Here is a 24,366-nt window from a genome sequence, read left to right on the forward strand (position 1 = left end):
TCTTTCCCATTTATTATGACTATTTCTTATCTCCTTTGGAATTTGACAGAAATTGACAATATGGAACAACTTTCCAATTATTAATAACAATTACAAGCCTTTTTACAAGCCTCCGTTATCTTTTGGAGATTTCCATCACATTAGGGGTTAAGAAATAATAATATATTGCTTTCAGTAATAGACTTTTATTTTAATTGCAAATTGTTTTATGATCAGCCTTCTCTGCTAACCCTCAGTAGCTCATTGACTATAATTGTCAAAAGAAAATAATTACGGAAGATATTTTGAATATTTAATAATTATTAAATAGATTTATGTCTCATTCATATTTATGAAAATATTTAAGGTTGCGGCCTTATCGACTACATAAAAGTATTACAAATGATCATTGTAGTGGGTTAGTAATCCCAGGAGTAGCTATCCAGCATTACTGCTTTCCGATTTAGCAACGGAAGGATAATTATTAACGTGATGCTAAACACATAATTTTTTAAATTTTTATCAGATTTATGAAAAAGATTCTATTGGGTGCATTCCTTTTAGTGGGTGCAACGACAATGGCTCATGCAAAAGCGGCAGCCAAATTTGACAACATAGAAATTACCACTTCTTGTGGAACCGTTTATTATATCGACCCGTCAGGCGCAAGTACTGCCGATATTATAAATACAGCACTGGAATTAGATGCGGCGGATTGCGGCTAATTCTATTGCTACAATTAGAGGGATCTATAGTCCCTCTAATTTTTGGACATGAAACCGGAAGCCAAATATTTTCCACCTAAACCTTCGGGGTTAGTATTGAAATATTAGTCATAGTATTTGATTTTATTAAAATACTGTTTGGAATTATTCTGCTCATGGATGCGACTACAATAGTCTACGCGAATTATAATACGATACAAAACAAGATAAATTAAATGCTGTTTATGACATTGATCCGCAACTGCAACTGTTTCGGAACTTTTCGGTATCATACTGCCCGATAACATAGATGGGTATCTAAATAATTAAAAAATTAAGCGGATTATATCCGACTCCAATATCCTATTTAAAATGATTAAACACCTATTAAGCATTCTTATCGTTGCTTTATTCATTAGCAATGTAAAGGCGCAGATACTTGACAAAGAAAAACTGGAATGCGAATACAAATTCTCCTGGGTAAATGACACCACTAAACGTAGTGTAAGAAAAGAAGATTTTATGATCTTAAAAGTCGGCGATAAAGTTTCCGAGTTTTATAGCTATAATACCTTTCGTGTCGATTCCGCTATACAAGCTGATTTAAGTAAGGGAATGGGGGCCGTAGAGATGCTGGCAAAACGGGCTTCTTACGGAAAAAAGGGGGTTGAATACCATATCTTTAAAAATTACCCCTCAGGGAAAATGACGGTAACGGAAAAGGTGGGTAATGATAACTTCAAATATGAAGAAACATTAAATCAGAAATGGCAGATACAACCGCAAAAAGCTAAGGTAAACGGATATGCTGCACAAAAAGCCACCTGCACATTTGGTGGCAGACAATATACCGCCTGGTTTACGACTGAAGTTCCGATTGCAACCGGTCCATGGAAGTTTAATGGCCTTCCTGGCTTGATTCTCAATGTTGAAGACAGTACCGGTGATTTCAGATTTGAGTTATTGGGTCTGCATCAGGTTAAGGGTGAGTCTGTTATTAGCCTGCCTCAAAAATCTTATATCAATACGACAAAAGAAGGCTTTATGAAGGTGACAGCGAAATATTATAAAGACCCTGTTGCTTATTTGATAGCCACGTCAACAGTAAAAATTACTCCGGCCAATGGAAATCAGTCAAAACCCCGACCATACAACCCAATAGAGCTATACTGATTTCTGTTCATGCGTATATATTTTCTTAGCCTTTCTTTTATAGTCATTTGCTGTACGACTGCCTTTTCCCAGATCATCATAAAGGGTAAAATATTGGATGCAGACAAAAAAGCACCATTGGAAAGCGTTGTCATAACAGTACTGCAACCGGATAGCACAACCATCATAAACTACGCTATCAGTGACAGCAAAGGAGAATTTAATATAGAGGTGTCGTCCGTTTCGGACCGATACCTTTTAAAGGCTTCCCTATTGGCTTTTAAAACACAAATTATACGACTGTACAACCGCAATGTCCGGGAAATAAGCATTCTGCTTGCACCCCAGGTTACTGAACTAAAGGAGGTTTTTGTTAAGCCACCCAAAATAGTTCAAAGGCATGATACGATCAGTTATGATGTGGCATCCTATTCCAATGTTCAGGACAGGACTATCGGTGATGTTTTAAAAAAGCTACCGGGCATAGATATTCAGGATGATGGCACTGTTTTATATAATGGGAAAGCCATAAATAAATTTTATATTGAAGGGCTGGATTTACTCGATAACCGGTATGGGCTTGCCGTCAATAATGTGGCACCAAAAGATGTGCAGAGCGTTGAGATCCTCGAAGGCCATCAGCCGATAAAGGCATTAAAGAAAAGCACGCCAACGGATCGTGCTGCCCTGAACCTGAAACTTAAAAAGAACTCAAAGGCGCGTTGGTTGGGTCATTTGGAAGTCGCAGGAGGCCTGACACCCGCATTGTGGCGAGCAGATGCTTTAGCCTTGAAATTCTCTCCTAAGATTCAAAGCTTAAATCTCTTTCAGGCCAATAATATTGGGGAAAATATTAAAACGCAATTCAAGCAACATACATTGGAAGATTATATTAACGGGCAGGATAACCAAAGTGAGCAAACCAAATTCATCAAGGTTGCTGCCGAAAATGCGCCAATAGCCGATGAGCGTTCTATGCTCAACCAGACATTTGCCCTTTCAACAAATAATCTCAGACTTTTTAAAAATGATTACCAGATAAAGACGAACTTCAATTATGTCAATGACCGACTGACCGCCTTTAAGAATTCCGTTATCACCTATTATAGTCCTGGTGCGCTCCAAGACCGTATTATTGAAAATAACTCAGGGATTTCAAAACAGAATCAGGGTAATCTCGATGTTAACATCAGCAAGAATACGGATCGGTTTTATTTAAATAATAAGCTCAGCGGGCAGGTGTTTTGGAATAACACAGATGTTGCCACTATAGGAAGTAGCCCGAACGATCAACAAAGCCGCGTACCTTATCACTTCGTTGATAATAATTTTAATTTTATTAAATCCTTTGGACAAAACCGACTCACAATCAGCTCTTTTAATCATCTTACTTTTCAACCGGAAGATTTGAACTTCACTACAGCCGGCACCGCAAACCCGGTTGAGCAGCGCGCAGATCACCGTGATTTTTTCAGCAATACCAATATCGCCGTAAGTTCAAGCTTACACAAATGGGTTATAGAGTATCGCACCGGTATCAAAGCATCCATCCAAAGGCTTAATTCAAAGATTGAACCCAATGGCAACGAATTACCTTTTCAGGATTCTTCGACGAATCAGGCCTACTGGCGCTCTATTGACTATTACGGAAGTGTATCAGCTCAATACCTCAATGATGTCCTGAATTTTAAAATAACCTTACCGGCGAACTTCTACAATACACAGCTTAACAATAGTCTTGATCAATCAAGGGAAAATGATAACCGCTTTTACCTGAACCCAAGTATGGAGTTAAACTACAAGATCACATCAAAATTGTCCGTAAATGCTCGTGCTGAACTGATCACAAAACTGCTGGGCATTGATTACTTAAGCGAGGGATACATTTATCAAACTTACCGCAATATTGTTTCAGGCAGCAACCGGGTTAATATTGAGCGACGCCAGAACTATGCCCTTTCGCTCAGTTACCGTTCACCGGTAAGCTCCCTTTTTATGGCACTTTCTGCATCGTATGCGCCAACGTTGAAAAATCAGCTTATACAAAGATCTTTTGATAACTATCTGACCATAGAAAGATTGTTCCCTTTAAATAATGATAAATCACTTTGGAGTGTATCCGGTAGGATCAGTAAGGGCATAGATGATATTGATGCCGTGGCTTCGCTCGCTGTTACCTACCAAAACGCCACCAATCAATTATTGCAGGCCGCCACTGTATTAAGTAGTGAAAACAGGTCTTTACAATTTAACCCAAAGTTTGTCATAAACTTCAACAAGGTAGTTAATGTGGAGTATAATGGTAGTTTCAATACCAGCAAGTTGCTTGTGGCCAATAGCCCCTCAACAGGCTCCCTGGGCAGCATCTATCAAAAACTACTGGTAGGCTGGATTGTTAGCAAACAGCTTAATATGAAGGCGGGAGTTGACCAGGTATATAACCAGCTGACGCAAACCCAACATCTTTCCGCCTTTTTTGCCGATTACAGGATTCAATATATCCCGGCAAAAAACATAGCTCTGGAACTAAGTTTGAAAAATATTTTTAACAAAAAGACGATTGCTTATAATTTAATCGAGACGGCAAGTAATACCTCCAGTATCTATACGATTAGGCCATTTAATGCCCTCGCCGGTATCCGGTTTAACTTTTAAGCCGTTGTACCTTCATGGTAATAAAAGTTAATTGCCGGTGGATATTTCTTACTTGATATTGGGTTTAAGGTTACAACGGGCAAAAGTATTGGAGATAGGATTAGAGCTATTTTGCCGTTTTGCTGGCGACGCCTAAAGTTCAAACTAAGGCGCCCAAAAACGACCGATTCCGAACAGTATTAAAATGCGCCTAAATTGACTGTTCATAAATTAGAATTTTGAATATTGGACATGTTCATTAATTCCCCGGCGGGAAAACGTACGTTGAATATGTTATTGAAGCAGACTTAATTCGGCCTGGCCAGGGCTAACAAAGAAGGGAAAACGCTCGGGCGCCAAACCAAGACCACCGAAAATCAAAATTAATGTGATTTCCGATTCATCATTTATTGCTCCGTTTGTTACTGCCTGCAAAAAACAAAAATCACAAAAACCGACACCATTTAGCAAACCTAAAAAGGGCACAAAAAAGGCACAATAGATTTGTGTATCACCTCATTTCCACCCAAAATAAGTATACACCGGGCATCTAATGCCGGTTCAGCAGTTATTCGTTTAGCCATCTTAAATATTAAGTGCCACAAATACGGCGTGCGTGGATTCTTTCTTTTCAGCCGTGTCAAAAGCCTGATTGATGTCGTCCAATGAAAAACGGTGCGTGATCATTTTTTTTGCGTTCATTTTACCTTTGGCCAGCAGGTCAAGGCTAATCTGCATTTCCGGATAAATATCCCAATACGAATAGCTTGCACTCATGATCAGCTTGATCTCGGCCATCTGAATATGGCTCCAGTCCAATGCGATCTGCTGTTCCTTTTCAAAGCCGCCAACTACCACTACTTTACCGCCGATGCGCACGCAGGAGACGGCCTGCGGCAGCGTCACCGGCATGGCGGTGCCACCGGCACATTCAAAAACGATGTCGGCACCGCGGCCGGATGTAAAGGCTTTTACCTTTTCCTGTATATCTTCTTTTTCCGGGTTGACCACCTGATCGGCGCCGAGTTCCACTGCCAGTTGCAGTGCGGAGTCTACCTTGTCAATGATCAGCACATCGGCACCGCTTAGCTTAGCCAATTGTAGCTGCCCAAGTCCGATGCAGCCGGCACCGATCACCACCACTTTATCATTCAGTTTGATACCGCTCAACTGAATGGCGTGCAAACCGACCGAAAACGTATCAAGCAGTGCGGCTTCTTCAAAACTGACATGATCTGGCAGTTTATAAAATTTACGGCATGGTCCGGCTACATATTCCGCAAATGCCTGGGATAAAGTGCGCATCCTTACCGGGTAAAGGTTCGGGCATAAGTTATAATGCTGAATATTACACCATTCACAGGTATCATCGCCCAGTAAAGTTTCGATCACCACCCGGTCGCCTGGCTTTATATTTTTCACATCGGGCCCAACTTCCACTACTTCACCTGCCAGTTCATGACCCATGATTTTACAGGTGAGTTCATGCTCGGCTTTTTTCCAGTGGCGCAGGTCGGTGCCGCAGATACCGGCAACACGGATCCGTGCAAGCACCCAATCCGCTTTTTCGAGCTTAGGCCGGCCAACATTCTCCATTTCAAAGGTTCCTTCTTCCGTTTTTAAAGCGGCCTTCATTCCTTGTTCTTTTTCCATTGATAGTTTTAATTAGTTATATTTATATTTAAATCAGTTGCAATCTCGGCCGTAAACGGATCTCCACCACATCACAGCGTTCATCCTGCGCCAGTGCGTAACAAACAGCCGCAGCGATATCTTCTGCCGTCATCATTTCCTGTTTATCCACGGCCTGCTGTTTTTCATCCGTAGTCTGAGGCTGCATATCGGTGTCTACTGCTCCCGGTTCAATCAGGGTAATGCGTACACCACTTTCATTCACTTCTTTTCGCAGGCTTTCCGCAAAGCCTTGTATGCCGGCCTTAGTGGCTACATAAACGGAACTTTGAGGCTCCCGCACATCGGCGCTCATCGAGCCGATCAGCACGATATGTCCGCTTTTATTTTTCATGCGGTCGAGCGCCATCCGTGAACAGGCTATATATCCCAATAAATTAGTATTCACCACCCGCTGCCAGTCAGGATAACCGCCTTCCATCACGGAACCGTAGGCCAGGGCGGCATTGTTAACCATAATATCAAGTTTGCCTTCAAAAATCCGGTCGGCTTCCGCAAATAACTGCCTGATGCCTTCGTTAGTCGAAAGATCACTGGCGATCCCATGGAGTTGACCTTTGCCGTTCATTTGGTTCCAGGTGGCAAGCGTATCTTCCAGATGTTGTTGCTCCTGGCCTGCGATCAACACCCTGCCGCCTAAAACGGCAAGCTGCAATGCGATTTCCCGACCAATACCTGTTGTGCCGCCGGTCACCAGGATACGTCGGCCGCTAATCTTTTTTGTTAATTCTTCCATATTTTTAATTGTTTAATGCACCGAAAGACTGTCTTTGATCGTTCCGTGATATTTTGATTGCACATCTTTAAGCAATTGGCCTTTTAACTCAGGCGCTACTGACCCTTTCAGAACCATACTCGCTGAGTCAACGATGGCCAATGTTTGCGGGTACTTGGCCAGGATGCTGTCTGTTTCGAGTTTCAGCGGCGTTAGTGCATCCAGGGCAATCGGCGTTATTGTTACCTGGTAACTGACGCTTTTGATCACATGGATATTACTGATGGTTTGTTTGATCTTGTCAAACGCCTTCTGCGAAGGGCACTCGCCGGTAAAAACAACAGCACCATGGTTAACCGTGTATTGCAGTCCTGCAAAATTCAGATCCTGCTGTGCTTTGCTGGCAATATCCGCCCGGATCTCCTGGTCGGATGCCTGGCAACCGGCCAGGCTAAGTAGTGTTAAACCGATCAGTATTTTTTTCATGTCAATTGGGTTTTGGTGATTTCCTCCACAGCAGAGACCCATTTTTCGTTGCCGCAGTTAGGGCAACATGCGTAAGGCTTTTCTGCGGGCTTTTGTGGCAGGCCGCATTGCATGCAAAGCTGCTTTTCGGTATGCTCTTTAAAGAAACTTCGCATAGCATCATCCCAGGGTGGCAGCACACATAACCCCGGCACGGGTGCAGGATTGCTGATGAGCGCGAAGTTTCCGCTTGCTTCCATATAGTATCGGCTAACGCTGCCCAGTTGCAGTACGCCCTGCGAACGGAGCTGAGCAAGTACCCGCTCATGTGAAAGTCTGGATATGCCTAACTCCTTCATATTGATCACGCCGTCGCTCACCAGCGTGCTCACCTTGCCTAACACAACATCGCCAAAGCGTTCATTTTGAAAGCTTAGCCTGGCGATCAAACGTTCGACAGCGATGAGTACAAAAGCTATGATCACGGCTGGCAAAAGGCCGCGGTCGGGCGCCATCATGGGAATACCGACGGCCGCAGCCAGGGATACCAGGGCAGCCAGCTCATTACGCGTCAACTGCGAAGACATGCGTTTGCCCATTAAACGCATGGAAACCATTAAGATCAGGTAAACCGCAAAGGCTCTGATGAATAATTCGATAAAAAAGGAGACAGGCACCTCGCCAAGAAGGATGCGTTGCCAGTCGCCGAGATGGATATCTTGTGGTTGCATAGAAAATAGTTAACTGGTTACGGCTGCTGTCCAAGTGTTTGCTCCGCAGCGCGGACAGGTTTTTTGAACATTTTGTGGTGCAACCGCATAACCGCAGTTTACACAAGCCAAATCGTTCGAATGATGCAATAGGTTTAGCACCTGTTTGTCATCAGGCGGGGTCGTTGGCAGGCCTGCTACAGGTACATGGGCCTTAATTGTTGTAAATACACCGCAGGCCTCCAGGTACACCCGGCTTACATCTCCCAGGTTCAGGATGCCTTTACCACGCAGCTCGGCCAGCAGTTGCTGACGCGATATCCGGCACGAGCGCATCTCATCTAAGTTAAATACACCGTTCTTTAATAACGTACTGATCTTACCCTGGCTTAGTTCCTCGATGCGGGCATTCTTTAACCCCCAGCGGCTAAGCCCGCGCTGGAACAATAGCGTACAGAGCAAGACAAACATGCTTAGCGTGATACCCCGGTCGGGCGTTTGCATCGCTACCGAAACAATGGCACCCAGCGTCAGCATTACCGCCATCTCCAGGATGGTTAGCTGACCACTCATGCGCTTACCCAGCCAGCGCAACACCAGTAATAAAAAAATATAAATAATTACGCTGCGGATGAATACCTCCAGCAGAAACATAGGTGGCGCCTGTCCAAAAAGGATGCGCTGCCAGTCGGCCAAATGGATTTCGAACTTTTTCATAGTAATTGTTGATTGTTAACGGGCCGTCTGACCTTCCGGTTCGCTGTTTTTTGAAAAACAGGTACTCTGCTTCGGCAGATGGATCAAAATACGCGCTTCACGCGAAAAATACCGGTGAATGGAGCAAAGTACCTGATTTGCGGTTCCGCTTAAACAAATGAGGCCGGTAGGTATTTTCCTTTCATGCAGGCAAGTGATTCCAATACCTGATCGGCGGTTACACCGGCGCGATTGGCATTTATGATTTTGATGTTCGGGACAGGAAACTGAAAGCTATGGCCGGCTCGTCAGTATTGACAACCCGTCTTATTTATGTCTTGATCATATCGAGTCGTTCAATTACGCCATTAGTGAGCAAGAGGAAAGCGGAATAGTGTATGCTTACGCTTCTCCGCGTAACAAGCACCAAAACCTTTCTGTTGATCCAGTAAAAGAACTTTGGAAACAAATAACTAAAAACAAAACCTATGAAATTTATTAACAGAAGAACACACGCCATATTAGATTACCTGGTAGGTATTATTATGATCGCCTCGACCTGGCTGTTTGGCTTTGCCGCAGTATTCATATCAAAGCTGTGTTTACCAAATGGTGGTGATTAGATCTGCTTTGGTGTCCGGATGATACAACAGCTTATCAGGTATGACTTTATTAAAGGGGGCATACGAAAAATTCTGACATATGATTAACAGAACCATTAGAGACAAAGGCTCTTATAAATGGTATAGCATTGATAGTAAACCTAATGGTTCTGCTTCTTTTAAAGGATCCGCGGGTGTATTAGCCAACGCTATGGATCAATTAAAAGAGAGGCAACAATGAACGGTAACTGTTATTTAATCTATGATCGATAACAAATCAATCAGGTCATTGATGACATAATCGGGGTTAGCTGAAAGTAACTGTTCTTTCGTATGGGCCCCGGTAGTTATACCTATACTCAAGCCGCATCCGGCGTTTTGTCCTTCCTGGATATCTACGGTTGAATCGCCAACCTTAACCACTTCTTTGCCGTTTACTATTCCAAATTTTTTCATCGCGAAGTATATCATATCGGGGTTTGGCCTGTTTTCATCAACATCTGAGGCCGTTACCAGGCTATCAAAATCTATACCCTCTTCCCATCCCAGTTTTTCAATGATCGAGTGCGCTGTTGACCTATCATATCCAGTATTCAACACAGCGTATATATTACGCTGTTTTAATGCTGTAAAAAGTAATAAAGCGTTATTTTGAGGCAGGATATCAGCCATGTTGTAGGCTTCTGTAAGCTGCTTCATGAAACTTTGATAGATTTTTTCTATAATCATTTCATCATTAATACCTGCATAAACAGACAAAACCGACCTGATAGCCTGTTTTTTCTCTTTCCCTGCTCCCTCTGTGAGTACCTGATCAAAATTAAAATTAAAACCAGCCTCATTAATGGCTTTCTGAAGAGTTTTATATACCAGATTATTTTCGTTAACTGTTGTTCCGGCCATATCAAAAACGACCATTTTGATGTTATACTTCATTTATTTTTTTATTTCTTGAATTTAATGGTGATGCCAACATGTATGGGCGTACTTTTTGGATAATGGAAATTATTTTGGAAAAGCATTTTAATCATACAAACATTGTTTAGTAAAACTAAATAATGTTTAATATTTCTCTACATTTTTACCCATTATGCTTGTGTTAACAATTGATTAAATTTTATGATTTTCCTAAAAAGTGCTAATTCTACGCAATGCTTAACCATTTCACGGTAAAAATCTAAGCGAATGCTCTATTTGCCTGCTAACTGGTTTTTTTATAGTTATAAATGGCCAAACTATTAAACACCAGCGCAAACAAAGTGATGTAGCCAAGTTGTGGCGCTATATTTTTAAAACCGCTCCCCTTCAGCATGATCATCCGCATTACTTCAATGAGATAGCTAACAGGATTAAACCTGGCAACCACTTTGGCCCAGTTGGGCATACTGTCAATCGAGGTGAATAGGCCTCCCATCAGCACAAAGATCATCACAAAAAAGAACATCACGAACATAGCCTGTTGCTGCGAATCGCAAAAGGTAGAGATCAATAATCCAAAGCCCAAAACAGCCAGTAAATAAACCGCGATAAATCCATACATCAGGAAAAGATTACCTACCGGCGTTATGCCATATACCAGCCAGGCAACAATAAGTCCCAGTGTAAACACTACATTACCCAGAATCCAGAACGGGATAAGCTTGCCTAAAATAAAATGATATTTCTTTATCGGGGTTACATTGATCTGCTCAATGGTACCTACTTCTTTTTCCTTAACAATATTTAGAGCTGTTAAAAAGCCCCCTATCATGGTTACCAATATAGCCAGTATGCCAGGTACCATAAAAACATGGTAATTGAGCAAAGGATTGTACCAGTTTGATGACGCGACATCAATAGTTGGCTGCCAATTAAGCGCGCCAGGCTGAATGAATTGTAATCTGACATCGCTGTTAAAATCCTGTATCACATTTAGTAAATACACACTTCCAAGGTTGGCTTTTGTGCCGTTTATAGCATTTACAGCCACAAATAGTTTCTGTCCGTTTTCACGCACCAGGTTACGTTCAAAGCCTTGAGGTATTTCCAGTATAAGATCAGCCCGGTCAGATTCGATCAGCTGGTAAGCCTGTTTAAAGGAAAAATCATAACCGGTTAGTTTAAAATACCCGGAGGATGTTACTTTGTTGATCAGCTTTTGTGAATAGGACGAATGATCATTATCGATAACCGCGACGCTGACACTTTTTACCTCATAATTTGCCGCCAGGGGTAATACCAGGAGTTGCACCACTGGCACTACTATAGCCATTGCCAGTATGGCTTTATTACGAAAGATCTGCCTGAATTCTTTTTGCAGTAAAAATTTGATCGTCCTCATGATAAACGGATTTTAAAACTTTTTAAGCTGATGATAAGCATCACCATGGTTATTGCTGCCAGAATGAGCGTTTCCTTCCATATAGCCCCAAAGCCGAGGCCTTTGATCATGATATCCTTCACCATAATATAGTACCATTTGGCAGGTATAATATTGGAAATTATTTGCAGCGGCACGGGCATGTTTTCTATGGGGAACATAAAACCGCTGAACAGAATAGTAGGCAGCATCATACCCATTAAGGAGATGAGCATGGCCACCTGCATGGTATTTGTTTTTACCGAAATGAAAATACCAATGGTAAGGCAGGTGATAATAAACAAGATACTTTCGGCAAAGAGCAACAGGACACTTCCGTTTATGGGCAGATCGAGCACAAAAACGCTGAGGAGCAATATGGAAACTACATTGATGAGAGATAAGAGCAGGTATGGCACCGCTTTAGCTATAATTACTTTAAACGGGCTGAATGGCGAAACTAATAATATTTCCATCGTACCGGTTTCTTTCTCCTTTACAATGGAAACAGCAGTCATCATAACGCATACCAGCATTAATACCAATGCCATTACGCCCGGCACATAATTAGGTGCGCCTTTAAGCTCCGGATTGTATAAAAACCTAAGCTCGGGTGTTATCCGATAAGGAATATTGTTGGTCTTGTTAAAATCCATCTGATAATCCTGTACAATGGAATTGATATAACTGGTTAAAGTAGTGGCGTTATTCGGGTCGATTGCGTCGGCAATTATTTGTATGCGGGCCTCATTCTGATGCACCAGATCATCATAAAAATTAGCCGGGAAGATCACAGCCAGCCTGATTTCTCCCTGTTTAAGGGCTTCCTTCATTTCCTGGCTGTTCCTTACAGTTTTGTCTATCTCAAAATAGTTACTTGCCGCTATCTTAGAGATGATCTGTTTTGAAGCCGCGTCCTTAGCCTGATCCATGATCACTATCCTGGCGTCTTTCACCTCGCTGGTAAGGGCAAAACCAAATATCAGTATCTGTACTATCGGCATGCCAAACAGGATTAGCAAGGTTTTCCGGTCACGCAGCACATGCGCAAACTCTTTTCGTATAAATATCAGTATCTGTTTCATATCTATCAGTTTATTCACCGCGTTTGGCGCCGCGGGCCAGTTCATAAAATACTTCGTCCATATTATTGGCATGGAAGGTATCCTTTAGGTTTCTGGGGGTGTCGAGCGCTTTAATAACGCCATCAACCATAATGGATATGCGGTTGCAATATTCTGCCTCATCCATATAATGGGTAGTAACAAAGATGGTTACCCCCCTATCAGCAGCATCGTAGATCAGATCCCAAAACTGCCTGCGCGTTACCGGGTCAACACCACCGGTCGGTTCGTCCAAAAAAACAATCTTAGGCTCATGCAGTATGGCTGCCGAAAAGGAGAGTTTTTGTTTCCATCCCAATGGAAGGGAAACCACCAGTTTTTTTGCCTCCTGTTGCAATCCCAAATGATTTATTAATTCCTCGCTTTTGGTTTTGATCTGCTGGTTGGTTAAGCCATAAATGCCGCCAAAAAATTTAATGTTTTCCAATACCGTCAAATCCTCATACAACGAAAACTTCTGGCTCATATAGCCAATGCTTTTCTTAATCTGTTCGGTTTGCTTATATACATCAAAACCGGCTATGGTAGCCTTGCCCGATGATGGCGTAGAAAGCCCGCACAGCATACGCATAGCCGTGGTTTTTCCTGCGCCGTTAGCCCCCAGGAAACCAAATATTTCGCCCTTGTCTACCTCAAAGGTGATCTCATTGGCGGCGATAAAATCGCCAAAACGTTTAGTTAATTTTTCAGTCTTTATTACGGCTTCGCTCATGTTATAATAGTTTAATAAAGCTGTCTTCAATGGTAACCGCTGTTTTTTCCAGCTCGATATCTTCCATTCCTTGTTGCTTTAAATAGGTGGTTACTTCGTTCAAATTCACCTCCGGGTTCCTAAAGGAAACATGCGCGAACTCTCCGAATGCATAACTGTTCATCACCTGGTCATAATCACGCAGTATTTTTAAAAGCCGGTGCATATTGCCCGCTTTAACAGCATAAAGTTGTTCGGGGTATGATCTGATAATATTTTCAGGCGTATCAACCGATAAAAGCTTCCCGGATTGGATCAGGGCGATCTTATCGCACATATTGGCCTCATCCATATAGGGCGTTGACACTACTATGGTGATATTTTGCGCTTTCAATTGTTTAAGCATCTCCCAAAATTCCTTACGGGATACCGGGTCGACCCCGGTGGTCGGTTCATCCAGAAACAAAACCACCGGTTTATGGATCAGCGCGCAGCACAGAGCCAGTTTCTGTTTCATCCCACCCGATAGTTTCCCCGCCCTTCTTGTTTTAAAGGGCTCCAGCTGCACATAAATATCTTTGATCAAATGATAATTGGCCTCTACCGTGGTATCAAACACTGTTGCAAAAAAATTCAGGTTCTCTTCAACACTCAGATCCTGGTACAAGGAAAACTTCCCGGGCATGTAACCTACCTTGTTCCTGATCTGTTTATAATCCCTTACCACGTCGCTGCCATCAACTATCGCCGAGCCGCCATCTGGTAGCAATAAGGTGGTGAGCACCCTAAAAATGCTGGTCTTCCCGGCCCCATCCGGACCGATCAGCCCGAATATCTCTCCCGGTTTTACGGAAAAGGAAACATCGTCAACCGCGATCTTATCCTTACCATAATTTTTCACCAGGTTTTTTACAACAACGGCTTCCATCGCTTATAATTTAATTTCTCCATACATCCCTATTTTCAGAAAGCCGTCGTTCTTTACCCGGATCTTAACGGCATATACCAGGTTGGCCCGTTCATCCTTGGTCTGGATGGTTTTTGGGGTGAACTCCGCTTTATTACTTACCCACTCCACAACACCGGTATAGTTTTTATAAGTGTCTTTGGTATCATCAACCAAAACCTTCACCTGCTGGCCAATTTTCACATGCGGAATCTGGTCGCCGGTGATATAAACCCGCAGGATAATGGGATTCAGGGCGGCTATCTTATAGATGGGTTTGCCCACATCGGTTACTTCGCTGGCTTCGGCGTATTTGGTTAGTACCGTACCGTTAACCTCATTGATGATCCGGCACTTATCGAGCTGATCATTGATCTGTTCAATCTGCGCGCTCAATGGTTTGGCCTGATCATTTAAGTTTGCTGTAGTAATGCTCAATGATGATTGTAAAGCGACTATTTGCTTTTTAACAACATCTACCTGGGTATTGGCATCGTCTAATTGTTTTTTTGTAGCCGCGTCGCCCTTTAATAAATTAATGTTGCGCAATTGCTCGCGTTTTGCCTGGCGCAGCTGTTCTTCTAAAGATGCGGTTTGGGCAGCTATGTTGGGTTTGCCGCTCAATGTGGCTCTTATCTGCGCCTCCAGTTGTTTCTTTTTTAAATAGAGCTGGATACTATCGATATAACCTACTACCTGCCCGGCTTTTAGTACCTGCCCCTCTTCCAGATTTAATTCTTTTATAACCCCGGTGCCCTGGGCCGAAACAATGGTTTCAACTGCCTCAAAGGTGCCCGACGCGTCGTATTTATCTTCATTTTTGCTGCAGGACATCAGGCCTGTCAATAAAATTGCAAATGGTAATAATATCGTTTTCATGATGGTTCTATTGTTGATTCCCGGTTGTGGTTTGCTGATTATATTGGGTAATTAAGAGTTGTATCTCATGCAGTATTTTGTTTTGACGGGCCTGATTTTCATCGTTTACATCGGTTAGGAAGTCATTGGTGGTGATTACGCCATTTTCTAACTGCACCAGCGCGGTGTTTTTTACTTTTTCCCGAAGACCAATGATCTCATCATCAGTGGCTAATAGCCGCTGGTACTTGACAATATCAGCATCTTGTTGTTTCACGGTTAAATTGGTATTAAAAAGAAATGTTGCCTTCTGTACATCGAGATTCTTGCGATTAATGTCGATAAGCGCCCTGCTCTTTTTTAAAGTATAGAATACCGATGGCGACCAACTAAGCTTAATGCCGCCGATATAATAGGTATCAAAACTATTACTAAGAAAGTTTAATCCGGGACGTGATACACCGCCCTGTAAAAACAGGTTCAGTTTGGGAAGAGCCTGAACGGTAAGCTGTTTGTTTTGCACATCTAGACTTTTCCCTTGCTGGTTGTACCCCAACAATTCGGGCCGGTTAATTTCATGCGAGGGATTTACCGGTTGCGGTTTTACCAGGACGGTTGTCTCATCAACAGTTTTACCGATAAAAAGACCCAGCATATCGGTATAGGCTTTACGTGATGCCTGGAGGTTGATAGTCTGCTGTTTATTTTGCAGTAACTGAGCCAATAATATATCGCCATTGCTCCTGAAAGCAGTTCCATTTTTTATGGAGGCCCGAATTTTATTATGGCCCAATTGTATATCATTGATAACGAGGTCATTTTGTTTTATTTGAGCATCGACTAACAGTACGCCAAAAAACAATTGGTTAATGCGATCTTTTAGCTGGTACAGGTCTGTTTCCAGTTGTTGCTGATTAACCGCTTCGGTAGCTTTTTGCAGCTGCTTTTGCTGTTTTATCGCACCGCCGTCATAAACTACCTGGTCAAATTCGCCATATAGTTTATACTGATCCTTGCTTAGCGTTGGAATATTTATTCCGGGTAATTTGATAGGTATAGCAGTTACTGCCGATTGGTAAGTAGCCTGCCCATTGATGTTTAGTTGTGGCAGATACCCTTTTTGTATATTTTCAATGGTATAATCAGCTGTTTTTGCAATCAGTTCTCTTTGTTTTACCTGGGGATAATTTTGCAGGGCCAGCTTATAACAGTCGCTAAGTGTTAGCTGATCTGCAGATTGCGCCCTGCACATCAAAACAGTGCTCAACAAGGGTACAATAAGCAATATGTTTTTTTTCATGGTTAATCAATTAGTTTAATATCTTGATTTAGTCATTTGATTAAATTACAGGCAAAAAAATGTGCCCTATCCGAGCATCATTTTCATCCATTTAGGTATCAATATTTTCCGATCCTCTATAATCTGGGCAAAAGCCTCCTCGCTAACCGGCCCAGCGGTAAGAAACACCGGTTTAGCTACAAAAGGAAATACCATCATCCCTAAAAAGTTAAGAAAAAACTGAAGAGGATTAATTTCTTGATTTCGCTCGGCGAGTTGCTGCACAAAATGTGATTTCAATAGATGACCATTCGACTGGACAAGTTTCCCGAAACGCTCCGGATTACTCCTGATCTCGCTTAACACGAATATGGGCAGGTCAGGGTTTTTAGTCAACATATCAATATAACTATTTGTTACCTGATTCAATTTTTCATCTAATGAGGTTTCTCTGTTGTTCATTGCCGGAGCGATAAAAGATAGAAGTTGTTTTACCTTTTCGATCATTACGATCTCGAAAAGTTTTTCTTTACTGCGGAAATAGTAATTCAAAAGTGCCAGGTTAAGACCAGCCTCTTCGGCGATATCACGTGTTTTTGTAGCCGCATAGCCTTTTTTTGTAAAAACAATACGAGCTGCTTCTTTAAATTTCTCTTCTGTCGAAAGGTTCTTTTCCTCTTTTATTTCTTCCTTCATTCTATATCCGTCTTTATATTGACGATACAAATGTAGAAACAAAAAATGAATTAATCTAAATATTTAATCAAATGATTTAATATTTAGATTAATTTTATTCTGATAAAATTATAACCTTCTCAGAGTTTAACTAAATCTCTATCAAGAAGTATAACACTATTAAATTGAAACACAAACGTTTGCGTAAAGATTTATGCGCAATTTATAGCATCCGTTCAAACTGCGTTCTTAAACTATTCTGTTTTCAGAAATTTATCGATTGAAAATCACCTTCGTTATTATAAGAATTGCGTACTATCTAAAACTGTCATAAATATTGCCATAATTACTGCTTATTTACACAAACGTTTGCGTAACAATAAAAATACAGATCACATCTTTTTGATTTACATTCACTTAGTGTTAGATAGGTTATAACACAGTTATTACGCAAAATATCGGCCCTACCTGATGGCCGGTGTAATTAGGAATTGGCTGTTATCCGGAGTGAGACCTGGAGATGGTTGATTAAGTGGTTAGTATATGGACCCTTTTTAGGAAGGGTCCTTTTTTTTGATATTTTAAAATTTTGAACAAGCCCGGATAAATCTCCGGGCTTGTTTTTTTGTATAAAGTTTAGGCTGTATTTATTTTTTTATCGCAGGTGACGTTCAGATCATTATCATGGGATGAAGTGACCGTTGTTTAAATCGTTCAGTTGCCCCTTTATTGGCAAATTGTTTAAAGTGTACCAGATTTCCGATGTCAGCTAATCGCTGGTTCATGACCACATTATTATTTAATTTACGCAACACCTGAAAATCATCCCGTAAAAGATCGTTTTTTTGAAGTATCCCCTCATCTAAAGCGTCTTTAATAAGTTCGGCCAGTTTCAGGTTGGCATATACATGTTCGGGCTTTTTAAAATAAGCCTCATTTAAACGCCGGAATTGATTTTTGATCCAGTCGCCTGCCTTTTCAGACCTAACGACCATGCAACCATCCTGGATGGTAAGTTCACTGATAAAATTCCGGATCTCGGTTAGCCCGATAAAGTCTGCCTGGTACAAATCTCTCAGCGTATAGTCTACCCGGTCGGCACAAAGTGCAGGAAGTGGCTGCTCCAGAATGGTATGAGCCTGCTTAAACAAAGAGGTGCTGTTAAACCCATATTTTTTGAGAATGACCGGAATTTCTGAGCGGTTGATCACCTCGTCGAATATGGTTTCATGATAATCTTCATTGGTATTTTCAAACACATAATCAGCAACGTGCGAAAAAGCGGTATGTGAAATATCATGCAACAAAGCGGCTATTTGTTCTTCAATACCTCCGCCAAAATGTTTTACCAGGTAAAGTACACCAACAGAATGCGCGTAACGGTTTTGGTTTAAGGCCGGGTTAACCAGAAATATAGCCCCACCCTGGTGGATGTTTTTTAACCGCTGTACAGGTGCCGACAAGATCAATTCTTCCAGCACCGGCCCTACTTCAAAAGTACCGTAAATCTTATCCTCAATCTTCATATCACTTTTTTTTATAACCATTATAGGGCCCGATACCGGCCCGATTCCGTGATACAAACCTATATTAAATTTTATTAAAATACTAATATTTTTAGCATTTATTTCATCATTTTAAAAAGCTTTCATATCGCATCAATGTTATTTTAATGCCCTGATAAAACAAAAAAGGCCACCCTCCGGATGACCTTTTACTATTGATAGTTAATATAACCTATTTCACTTTCAATTCTTTACCTGCAATATCTTCCCAACGATAGTAGTGGAAAGTTTTGTCGTTACTCATCACCACAAAAATGCCATGTTTAAAAGTAGCATTAAGCGGTGTAGCCACAACATCAGAACCATCGCTTTGCTGGGCAGCCACATTGGCAATTTTTACCAGCTTATGTTCAAAAGGATTAGCTTTTGTTCCTTCGCGGCTAAAGATCTGGAAACGGTTGGCACCCTGATCCGATACCAGGATATAACCTGTTTTATCTGTTAGTTTATAAATAGAGATGCCTTCATGATCGGCTTCAAAACCCGATGTACCAAATATAGCCAGCTGCTTATCACCTTTCTCCGGATCGGCATAGTATTGGCGCACACCTACCTGCTCGTCTGAATAATAAATATAACCCAATTCATTATCTACCGCTATCGATTCAATTTCCTTTTTACCGCTGTACTGGCCAAATTTGCGTACCAGTGTTGCCTTAATGTGTCCGCTGCCATCATCTTCCAGTAAATACTGCCATATATAGCCGCCATCTTTCGGACCATTTTTGCGGCCAACCACCGAGTACATTTTACCATTTTTTGCCGTGTAGATAGATATGCCCATCAGGTCGCGGTACTCGAAACCGGTTTCGCCTGCAAACACTTCAATACCTCCGCTATCCACCGGCTTCATATCCGGCAGGGAAAATATCCGCAGTTTATGGGTCATACGTTCAGTGGTAATAGCAATATCGGTAGGCTTGCCACCCAACATCAGGCCATAAGCCAGATCGACATTGTTTGGTCGTTTTAAGCCGCGCACCACTTTGTCTTTCAAAATTTTCCCCTGCAGATCAAATACGTATAATGCCCCTTCACTGTTTTTATCGGTACCGATAACCAAACTTTTAGAAGCATCGACCGGGTTTATCCATATGGCCGGGTCATCGGTATCAAACAATACAGGTTCGGTAACAATAACAGGCTTAATAGCCTGCGGGGAAACTGCTGGCATCACATTTCCTTTGTGGTCACGTACCTGGGGCTGACCACAAGCTGTGTTAAACAGCATTACACCTGCTGATATAATTATTATATAACTGCTTAATTTATTCATTAATCATATTTTAAAAAACAGCCCGGCTATATAGCCAGGCTGCATCGTATGCTACATTCAATTATTTTGTTCCGAAAGCGCCGATGTAATTAGCCGGATCCGGCGATATATAGGTTACCCCATTTACCGTAATGCCCGCTACGTGATGGCGTGTAAAGTTGGTAATACCATGATTTAAGGCCGGCGAACCGCTTTGCAAATGAAAATCCCAGGCCGTATTAAATACCGCGTTCAGTACCGGGGTAGATTCCGGGTAGTTCACAAACTTAGGATCGTTATCACCGGCTTGGGTACTGATGATATCATTTACACCGGCAACAATATCTTTTGACGGTTGGAACTGGTTTACCGTAGTTTGATCATAACCATAATAAAGGTTATTGCTGATCACCGAACGTTTATCTTCCGGCGCTTTAGTATCTCTTTTGATGCCAAAACGGGTATTGGCAAACAGGTTATTATATAAATCAGCATGTACCGTACTTTCTACCCAGATAGAACCACCTTTGGCCGATGGTCTGCGCCAGCCGGTGTTGATCATGGTATTGTTATAGGCAATAATATATGCCTGCGGATTACGATCGCCTGCATTTGACAACTTGAGGGCATTGGTATTGGCGCTATACACCAGGTTAAAGCCCACATCGGCCAAACATCCCGACTTAAAGTTCATGGCCTCGCCACCTGTTACACCTGTAGTATAAAAAGTGTTGTTGGCAAAAATGATCTTGCCGCCTTCAATATAGGTACAGTCTTCCTGAAAATTACGGACGATACTATTCACTACGATCAGTTTACCATTCACATTAGAAAACCAGAGTGCCGGTAGATTTTCGCCTGATTTAGCTTTATATAAACCCTGTTTTACCGAAGTTGAGGCATCTGATGTGGTATTGCCGCCGTACTCCAGTATAGTATGATCCAAAACCAGCTCCTGACAGGTTTTAGCTGCCAATATCCCGCCCCACAGTTTTCCGAATTTTTTGGCATCGGTTTTATAAGCATCGTTCACCGTAAATTTTATCGGATTTTCCGCAGTGCCTCTTGAATACAGATTGCCTTTTACTATAAATTCGGGTTTGGCTACTGTATCCATCAATACGGTTACTCCTTCTTCAATGATCAGTGATTTACCTTCAGGAATGATCACATCTCCTTTAATAACCTGGGTACTACCCTTTGTCCACACGCCGGATATCTCGCCCAGGGCCGAACCGTCGCCAGAGCTGGTATCAACATCCAGGTTGGCTTTTCTGCAACCGCTAATGGCTATGGCCGATAATAGCAGTGCCGTAAATATTGGTTTTAAGTTCATCTTATTTTTGATTAAAATGATTAATTTTTTAAAGTTTATAGCGCACACCTATCAGGTAGGTCTGTTTGTAATAATCGCTGCGAATTAAAGTGTGGCCGTTTGATTCATCTATCCCTTCTACATTCGCGTTGGCGGCATTGGTACCTTTTATGAATAATTTATTGGGCGTATTTAGCAGGTTACCTGCTTTTACAAAAACGCTTATACCACTTTTAAATCTTTTTTCGGCAGAGGCATCCATTTGTATAAAGCCTTTTTGCCACAGGTCATTATCCAGAAATTGAGATACCGTATTGATCCTCGGACCGGTATAACTTGTAGCCAGCTGTGCATCCCATCCCTTTTTGGTATCCTTATATAAAAGGGAAACATTTGCAATATGCTCCGACTGGCCGTAAAGCGGTCTCGTTTGATTTACAGATTCCAGCTGGGGATTGCCATTGGCATCAATGTATCTGGAGCTTTTTGGAGTGGTAATGCGAGAGTGCGTGTAGGTGTAATTGGCTTTTATACCAAACTTATTAAAGTACTTGATGAAATCAAGCTCTAAACCATAGTTGTGTGCTGTACCAAAATTACCCGGAGTGTAATATATATCCTGCCCGCGTGTAGCATCCGGTTTAAAAATATATTCGATAGGATCTTTAATGGTTTTATAAAAGCCACCAACCAGCAATTGTGTAGATGCACTTGGGAAGAGCTCATATCGTAAATCAAAATTATCGGCTATCGCGCGTTTCAAATCGGGGTTACCGCGTTCCTCATACTCTTCATTTACTATTTTGCTGGGCACTATCTCGTAAAAGCCGGGTCGGTTAACTGATCTGAAGTATGACGCGTGCAACTGCTCTTTATCGGTTAAAAAGTATTTTAAAGTAAGACTTGGCAACACATCGGTATAAACCTGGTTACCCTTCGGACGCAGTTCACTTTGCGGAAAAAGCATATTGTATCCCTGATCGGTATGCTCAACCCTTGCACCACCCACTACCTGTACGGTTTTTGTTGTAAATTTAAACATACCATAACCCGCACCTATTTTTTCAGAAGCATCATAGGTTAATGGATTATTTACCGCACCTGTGCCCGGACTATTTACGGTAAAAGCCAGATCGGTATAATTTTGAAAATCGGTGCCATATAATGCGTTTGTGTTAACTGCGCTAAGTCCATAATTATTATAGAAGCTACTGCGCTGCTTATCGCGGTATAAACCACCCGCAGAAAAATCAACATTAACACCGGCAACCGGGGCGGTATAAGTCAGGTCAAGATAACCAGCTTTATCTTCGTCGGTATTACGCTCCCAACGATGGGTAAGCGAAGTACCATTGGCCAGAAAGGTACGACGATCAACTCCATTTTCGCGCACACCGTTCAAACTAATGGTTGTATTTTCAGGTACTTCGTTTTCGGCTGATGAATACACTGCCGACCACTGTATTTTTAATTTATCGTCAAACAATTTATGATCGCCACGCAGCATGCCATTATAAATTTGCTGTTCGGTTAACCGGCTCCGGGTTGAATAACTGAGTTGTGCGTTACCTTTCTCAGGCTCGTAATTAGTCGAAAAATTGGTTGAAACCTCATCGCGTACCTGTATGTTAGTCAAATTAACATAGGTATTAAACAAGCTTAATTTATTCCGGCTGTCAATCACATAATCAACTTTGGAGAACAGGCCGTAACGTTTTTGTTGCTCCGAATACTGCCTGTCGCTTCTACTGGTAATGGAGGCAAATTTATCTGTACTAACAACCTGCGAACTAAAAAACGTACTATTACTGCCACGGTAGGTATTCTGATAGCTACCGGCAACAAGTACGCCTAATTTATTATCAAAAAAACGTTGCCCCAGGGTAAGGCTGCCCACTACGTTGGGGGCAGGGTGTTTTAAAGCATAGCTTAAAGTACCTTTTGAGAAATCATTTTGTGTAGCCTGGTAGCTCTTACCATGTATCTCCGAAGGCGATTTATAGTTGATACCCGAGTAATCATAGCTCATAAATTTACGGTCAATAAACAGCTGGCTATAACCTCCGGCTATATTCGCGTTAATCGTAAGGCGGTCCGGAGCATCTTTCATCACCATGTTAACGGCGCCACCAACCGCGTCGCCTTCCATATTGGGTGTAAGGCTTTTGTAAACCTCTAAGCGATCCAGCAGATCTGACGGAAAAATATCAAGCGGAACATAGCGGTATTTGTTATCCGGGCTCGGGATCTTCACGCCGTTAACCAGGGTATAGTTGTAGCGTTTGTCCATACCACGCAAGATGGCGTATTGACCATCGCCATTGCTATTACGCTCAACTGATACACCCGATACACGGGCAATAACGTTAGCTACCGTCAAATCGGGCGATATTTCAATAGCCTTGCCCGATACCACGTTCAATACCTGGGTCGACTGTTGTTCCAATCTCCTGGCTGTATTCTCAGAGGCCGCATTCTTTTTGGTAGATATGGTTACTTCCTGCAATGCTTTACCGGCTTCTTCGAGGTAAATTTTCAGATGAGGGTTATCTTCCTTTTCAATATCTACTTCCTGTATCACGGTTTTATACATGACATAGGAAATCCTCAGATTGAAGGCCCCTTTTGGTACATCTTTTAATTCAAACGAACCATCCAAACCGGTGGTGGTGGCTTTATTGGTTTTATCCAGGCTAACGGTAGCCCCTACCATGGGTTCGCCGGTTTTACGGTCGTAAACATGGCCCTTAAGCTTTGTAGCGTTCGCAGCGGTAACGCATAACAGCAGGAATAATAAGGTTTGTAAATATTTATTCATTTTTGTGAGCGATTGATACAATTGTGTTTGATTTTTTTTGACGGGGCAAAGGTGTTTAAACCATCTATATGCTCCTTAATATTTGCCGTTACAAAAAGGAAACAGCGTTACAAGCAACGTATACGGGAGGGCAACAAAAAATTATAAACAACT

21 protein-coding genes are annotated in these 24,366 nt (G+C 42.0%); 4 read left to right on the forward strand and 17 right to left on the reverse strand.

The genetic code is table 11. The annotated features are described in order from the left end of the window. Window positions 1–509 precede the first annotated feature (509 nt). The 3 genes from AB6735_RS17280 to AB6735_RS17290 all read left to right on the forward strand — a co-directional run bounded on the left by AB6735_RS17280 (window position 510) and on the right by AB6735_RS17290 (window position 4,490). The gene (locus tag AB6735_RS17280) at window positions 510–704 is read left to right on the forward strand and encodes a hypothetical protein (RefSeq protein ID WP_370997054.1); all 195 of its coding nucleotides are present in this window, start codon (window positions 510–512) and stop codon (window positions 702–704) included. 351 nt (window positions 705–1,055) lie between these two features. Then, the gene (locus AB6735_RS17285) at window positions 1,056–1,856 is read left to right on the forward strand and encodes a GLPGLI family protein (RefSeq protein ID WP_370997055.1); all 801 of its coding nucleotides are present in this window, start codon (window positions 1,056–1,058) and stop codon (window positions 1,854–1,856) included. 9 nt (window positions 1,857–1,865) lie between these two features. Then, window positions 1,866–4,490, forward strand: coding sequence for a carboxypeptidase-like regulatory domain-containing protein (locus AB6735_RS17290; RefSeq protein ID WP_370997056.1), 2,625 nt, complete (start codon window positions 1,866–1,868; stop codon window positions 4,488–4,490). A 564-nt stretch (window positions 4,491–5,054) separates the two neighbouring features. Here the strand turns inward: AB6735_RS17290 and AB6735_RS17295 are convergent. The 5 genes from AB6735_RS17295 to AB6735_RS17315 all read right to left on the reverse strand — a co-directional run bounded on the left by AB6735_RS17295 (window position 5,055) and on the right by AB6735_RS17315 (window position 8,768). Next, entirely contained in the window at window positions 5,055–6,122 is a 1,068-nt protein-coding gene (locus tag AB6735_RS17295) for a zinc-binding dehydrogenase (RefSeq protein WP_370997057.1), read from the reverse strand. A 28-nt stretch (window positions 6,123–6,150) separates the two neighbouring features. Next, on the reverse strand, window positions 6,151–6,897 hold the full coding sequence (locus AB6735_RS17300; protein ID WP_370997058.1) for an SDR family oxidoreductase: 747 nt from the start codon (window positions 6,895–6,897) through the stop codon (window positions 6,151–6,153). 12 nt (window positions 6,898–6,909) lie between these two features. Then, window positions 6,910–7,362 (reverse strand): BON domain-containing protein, encoded by a 453-nt coding sequence (locus tag AB6735_RS17305; protein ID WP_370997059.1) that lies wholly within the window; start codon window positions 7,360–7,362, stop codon window positions 6,910–6,912. Then, the gene (locus AB6735_RS17310; protein WP_370997060.1) at window positions 7,359–7,928 is read right to left on the reverse strand and encodes a YetF domain-containing protein; all 570 of its coding nucleotides are present in this window, start codon (window positions 7,926–7,928) and stop codon (window positions 7,359–7,361) included. The genes AB6735_RS17305 and AB6735_RS17310 overlap by 4 nt, the downstream gene beginning before the upstream one ends. 153 nt (window positions 7,929–8,081) lie before the next feature. Beyond that, on the reverse strand, window positions 8,082–8,768 hold the full coding sequence (locus AB6735_RS17315) for a DUF421 domain-containing protein (protein ID WP_370997061.1): 687 nt from the start codon (window positions 8,766–8,768) through the stop codon (window positions 8,082–8,084). A gap of 467 nt (window positions 8,769–9,235) precedes the next feature. Between AB6735_RS17315 and AB6735_RS17320 the strand changes: the two genes are divergently transcribed. Next, window positions 9,236–9,370, forward strand: a complete 135-nt coding sequence (locus AB6735_RS17320; RefSeq protein WP_370997062.1) for a hypothetical protein — start codon at window positions 9,236–9,238, stop codon at window positions 9,368–9,370. A gap of 234 nt (window positions 9,371–9,604) precedes the next feature. Here the strand turns inward: AB6735_RS17320 and AB6735_RS17325 are convergent, their stop codons facing one another. The 12 genes from AB6735_RS17325 to AB6735_RS17380 form a co-directional block, all read right to left on the reverse strand. After that, complete coding sequence (locus AB6735_RS17325) at window positions 9,605–10,285, reverse strand: HAD hydrolase-like protein (protein ID WP_370997063.1); 681 nt, start codon at window positions 10,283–10,285, stop codon at window positions 9,605–9,607. A 265-nt stretch (window positions 10,286–10,550) separates the two neighbouring features. Beyond that, a complete protein-coding gene (locus tag AB6735_RS17330) occupies window positions 10,551–11,669 on the reverse strand; it encodes an ABC transporter permease (protein ID WP_370997064.1) in 1,119 nt (372 codons plus the stop codon). Then, window positions 11,666–12,844, reverse strand: a complete 1,179-nt coding sequence (locus AB6735_RS17335; protein ID WP_370997065.1) for an ABC transporter permease — start codon at window positions 12,842–12,844, stop codon at window positions 11,666–11,668. The genes AB6735_RS17330 and AB6735_RS17335 overlap by 4 nt, the downstream gene beginning before the upstream one ends. Continuing rightward, window positions 12,783–13,523: an ABC transporter ATP-binding protein gene (locus tag AB6735_RS17340; protein ID WP_370997066.1), complete on the reverse strand. Its 741-nt coding sequence runs from the start codon at window positions 13,521–13,523 to the stop codon at window positions 12,783–12,785. The genes AB6735_RS17335 and AB6735_RS17340 overlap by 62 nt, the downstream gene beginning before the upstream one ends. A gap of 1 nt (window position 13,524) precedes the next feature. Continuing rightward, on the reverse strand, window positions 13,525–14,430 hold the full coding sequence (locus AB6735_RS17345; protein WP_370997067.1) for an ABC transporter ATP-binding protein: 906 nt from the start codon (window positions 14,428–14,430) through the stop codon (window positions 13,525–13,527). Window positions 14,431–14,433: 3 nt separating this feature from the next. Further along, window positions 14,434–15,327, reverse strand: a complete 894-nt coding sequence (locus AB6735_RS17350) for an HlyD family secretion protein (protein WP_370997068.1) — start codon at window positions 15,325–15,327, stop codon at window positions 14,434–14,436. 7 nt (window positions 15,328–15,334) lie between these two features. Next, a complete protein-coding gene (locus tag AB6735_RS17355) occupies window positions 15,335–16,606 on the reverse strand; it encodes a TolC family protein (RefSeq protein ID WP_370997069.1) in 1,272 nt (423 codons plus the stop codon). A gap of 66 nt (window positions 16,607–16,672) precedes the next feature. Further along, on the reverse strand, window positions 16,673–17,281 hold the full coding sequence (locus tag AB6735_RS17360; RefSeq protein WP_370997070.1) for a TetR/AcrR family transcriptional regulator: 609 nt from the start codon (window positions 17,279–17,281) through the stop codon (window positions 16,673–16,675). A gap of 650 nt (window positions 17,282–17,931) precedes the next feature. Beyond that, window positions 17,932–18,786 carry an HD domain-containing protein gene (locus tag AB6735_RS17365; RefSeq protein ID WP_370997071.1) on the reverse strand — a complete coding sequence of 285 codons (855 nt, stop codon included), beginning with the start codon at window positions 18,784–18,786 and terminating at the stop codon, window positions 17,932–17,934. Between the two features lie 211 nt (window positions 18,787–18,997). Beyond that, a complete protein-coding gene (locus AB6735_RS17370) occupies window positions 18,998–20,101 on the reverse strand; it encodes a phytase (protein ID WP_370997072.1) in 1,104 nt (367 codons plus the stop codon). Between the two features lie 61 nt (window positions 20,102–20,162). After that, entirely contained in the window at window positions 20,163–21,416 is a 1,254-nt protein-coding gene (locus AB6735_RS17375; protein ID WP_370997073.1) for a right-handed parallel beta-helix repeat-containing protein, read from the reverse strand. 28 nt (window positions 21,417–21,444) lie between these two features. Then, entirely contained in the window at window positions 21,445–24,213 is a 2,769-nt protein-coding gene (locus AB6735_RS17380; protein WP_370997074.1) for a TonB-dependent receptor domain-containing protein, read from the reverse strand. Between the last annotated feature and the right edge of the window lie 153 nt (window positions 24,214–24,366).

Source organism: Mucilaginibacter sp. RCC_168, assembly GCF_041355315.1.
Lineage (GTDB): Bacteria > Bacteroidota > Bacteroidia > Sphingobacteriales > Sphingobacteriaceae > Mucilaginibacter.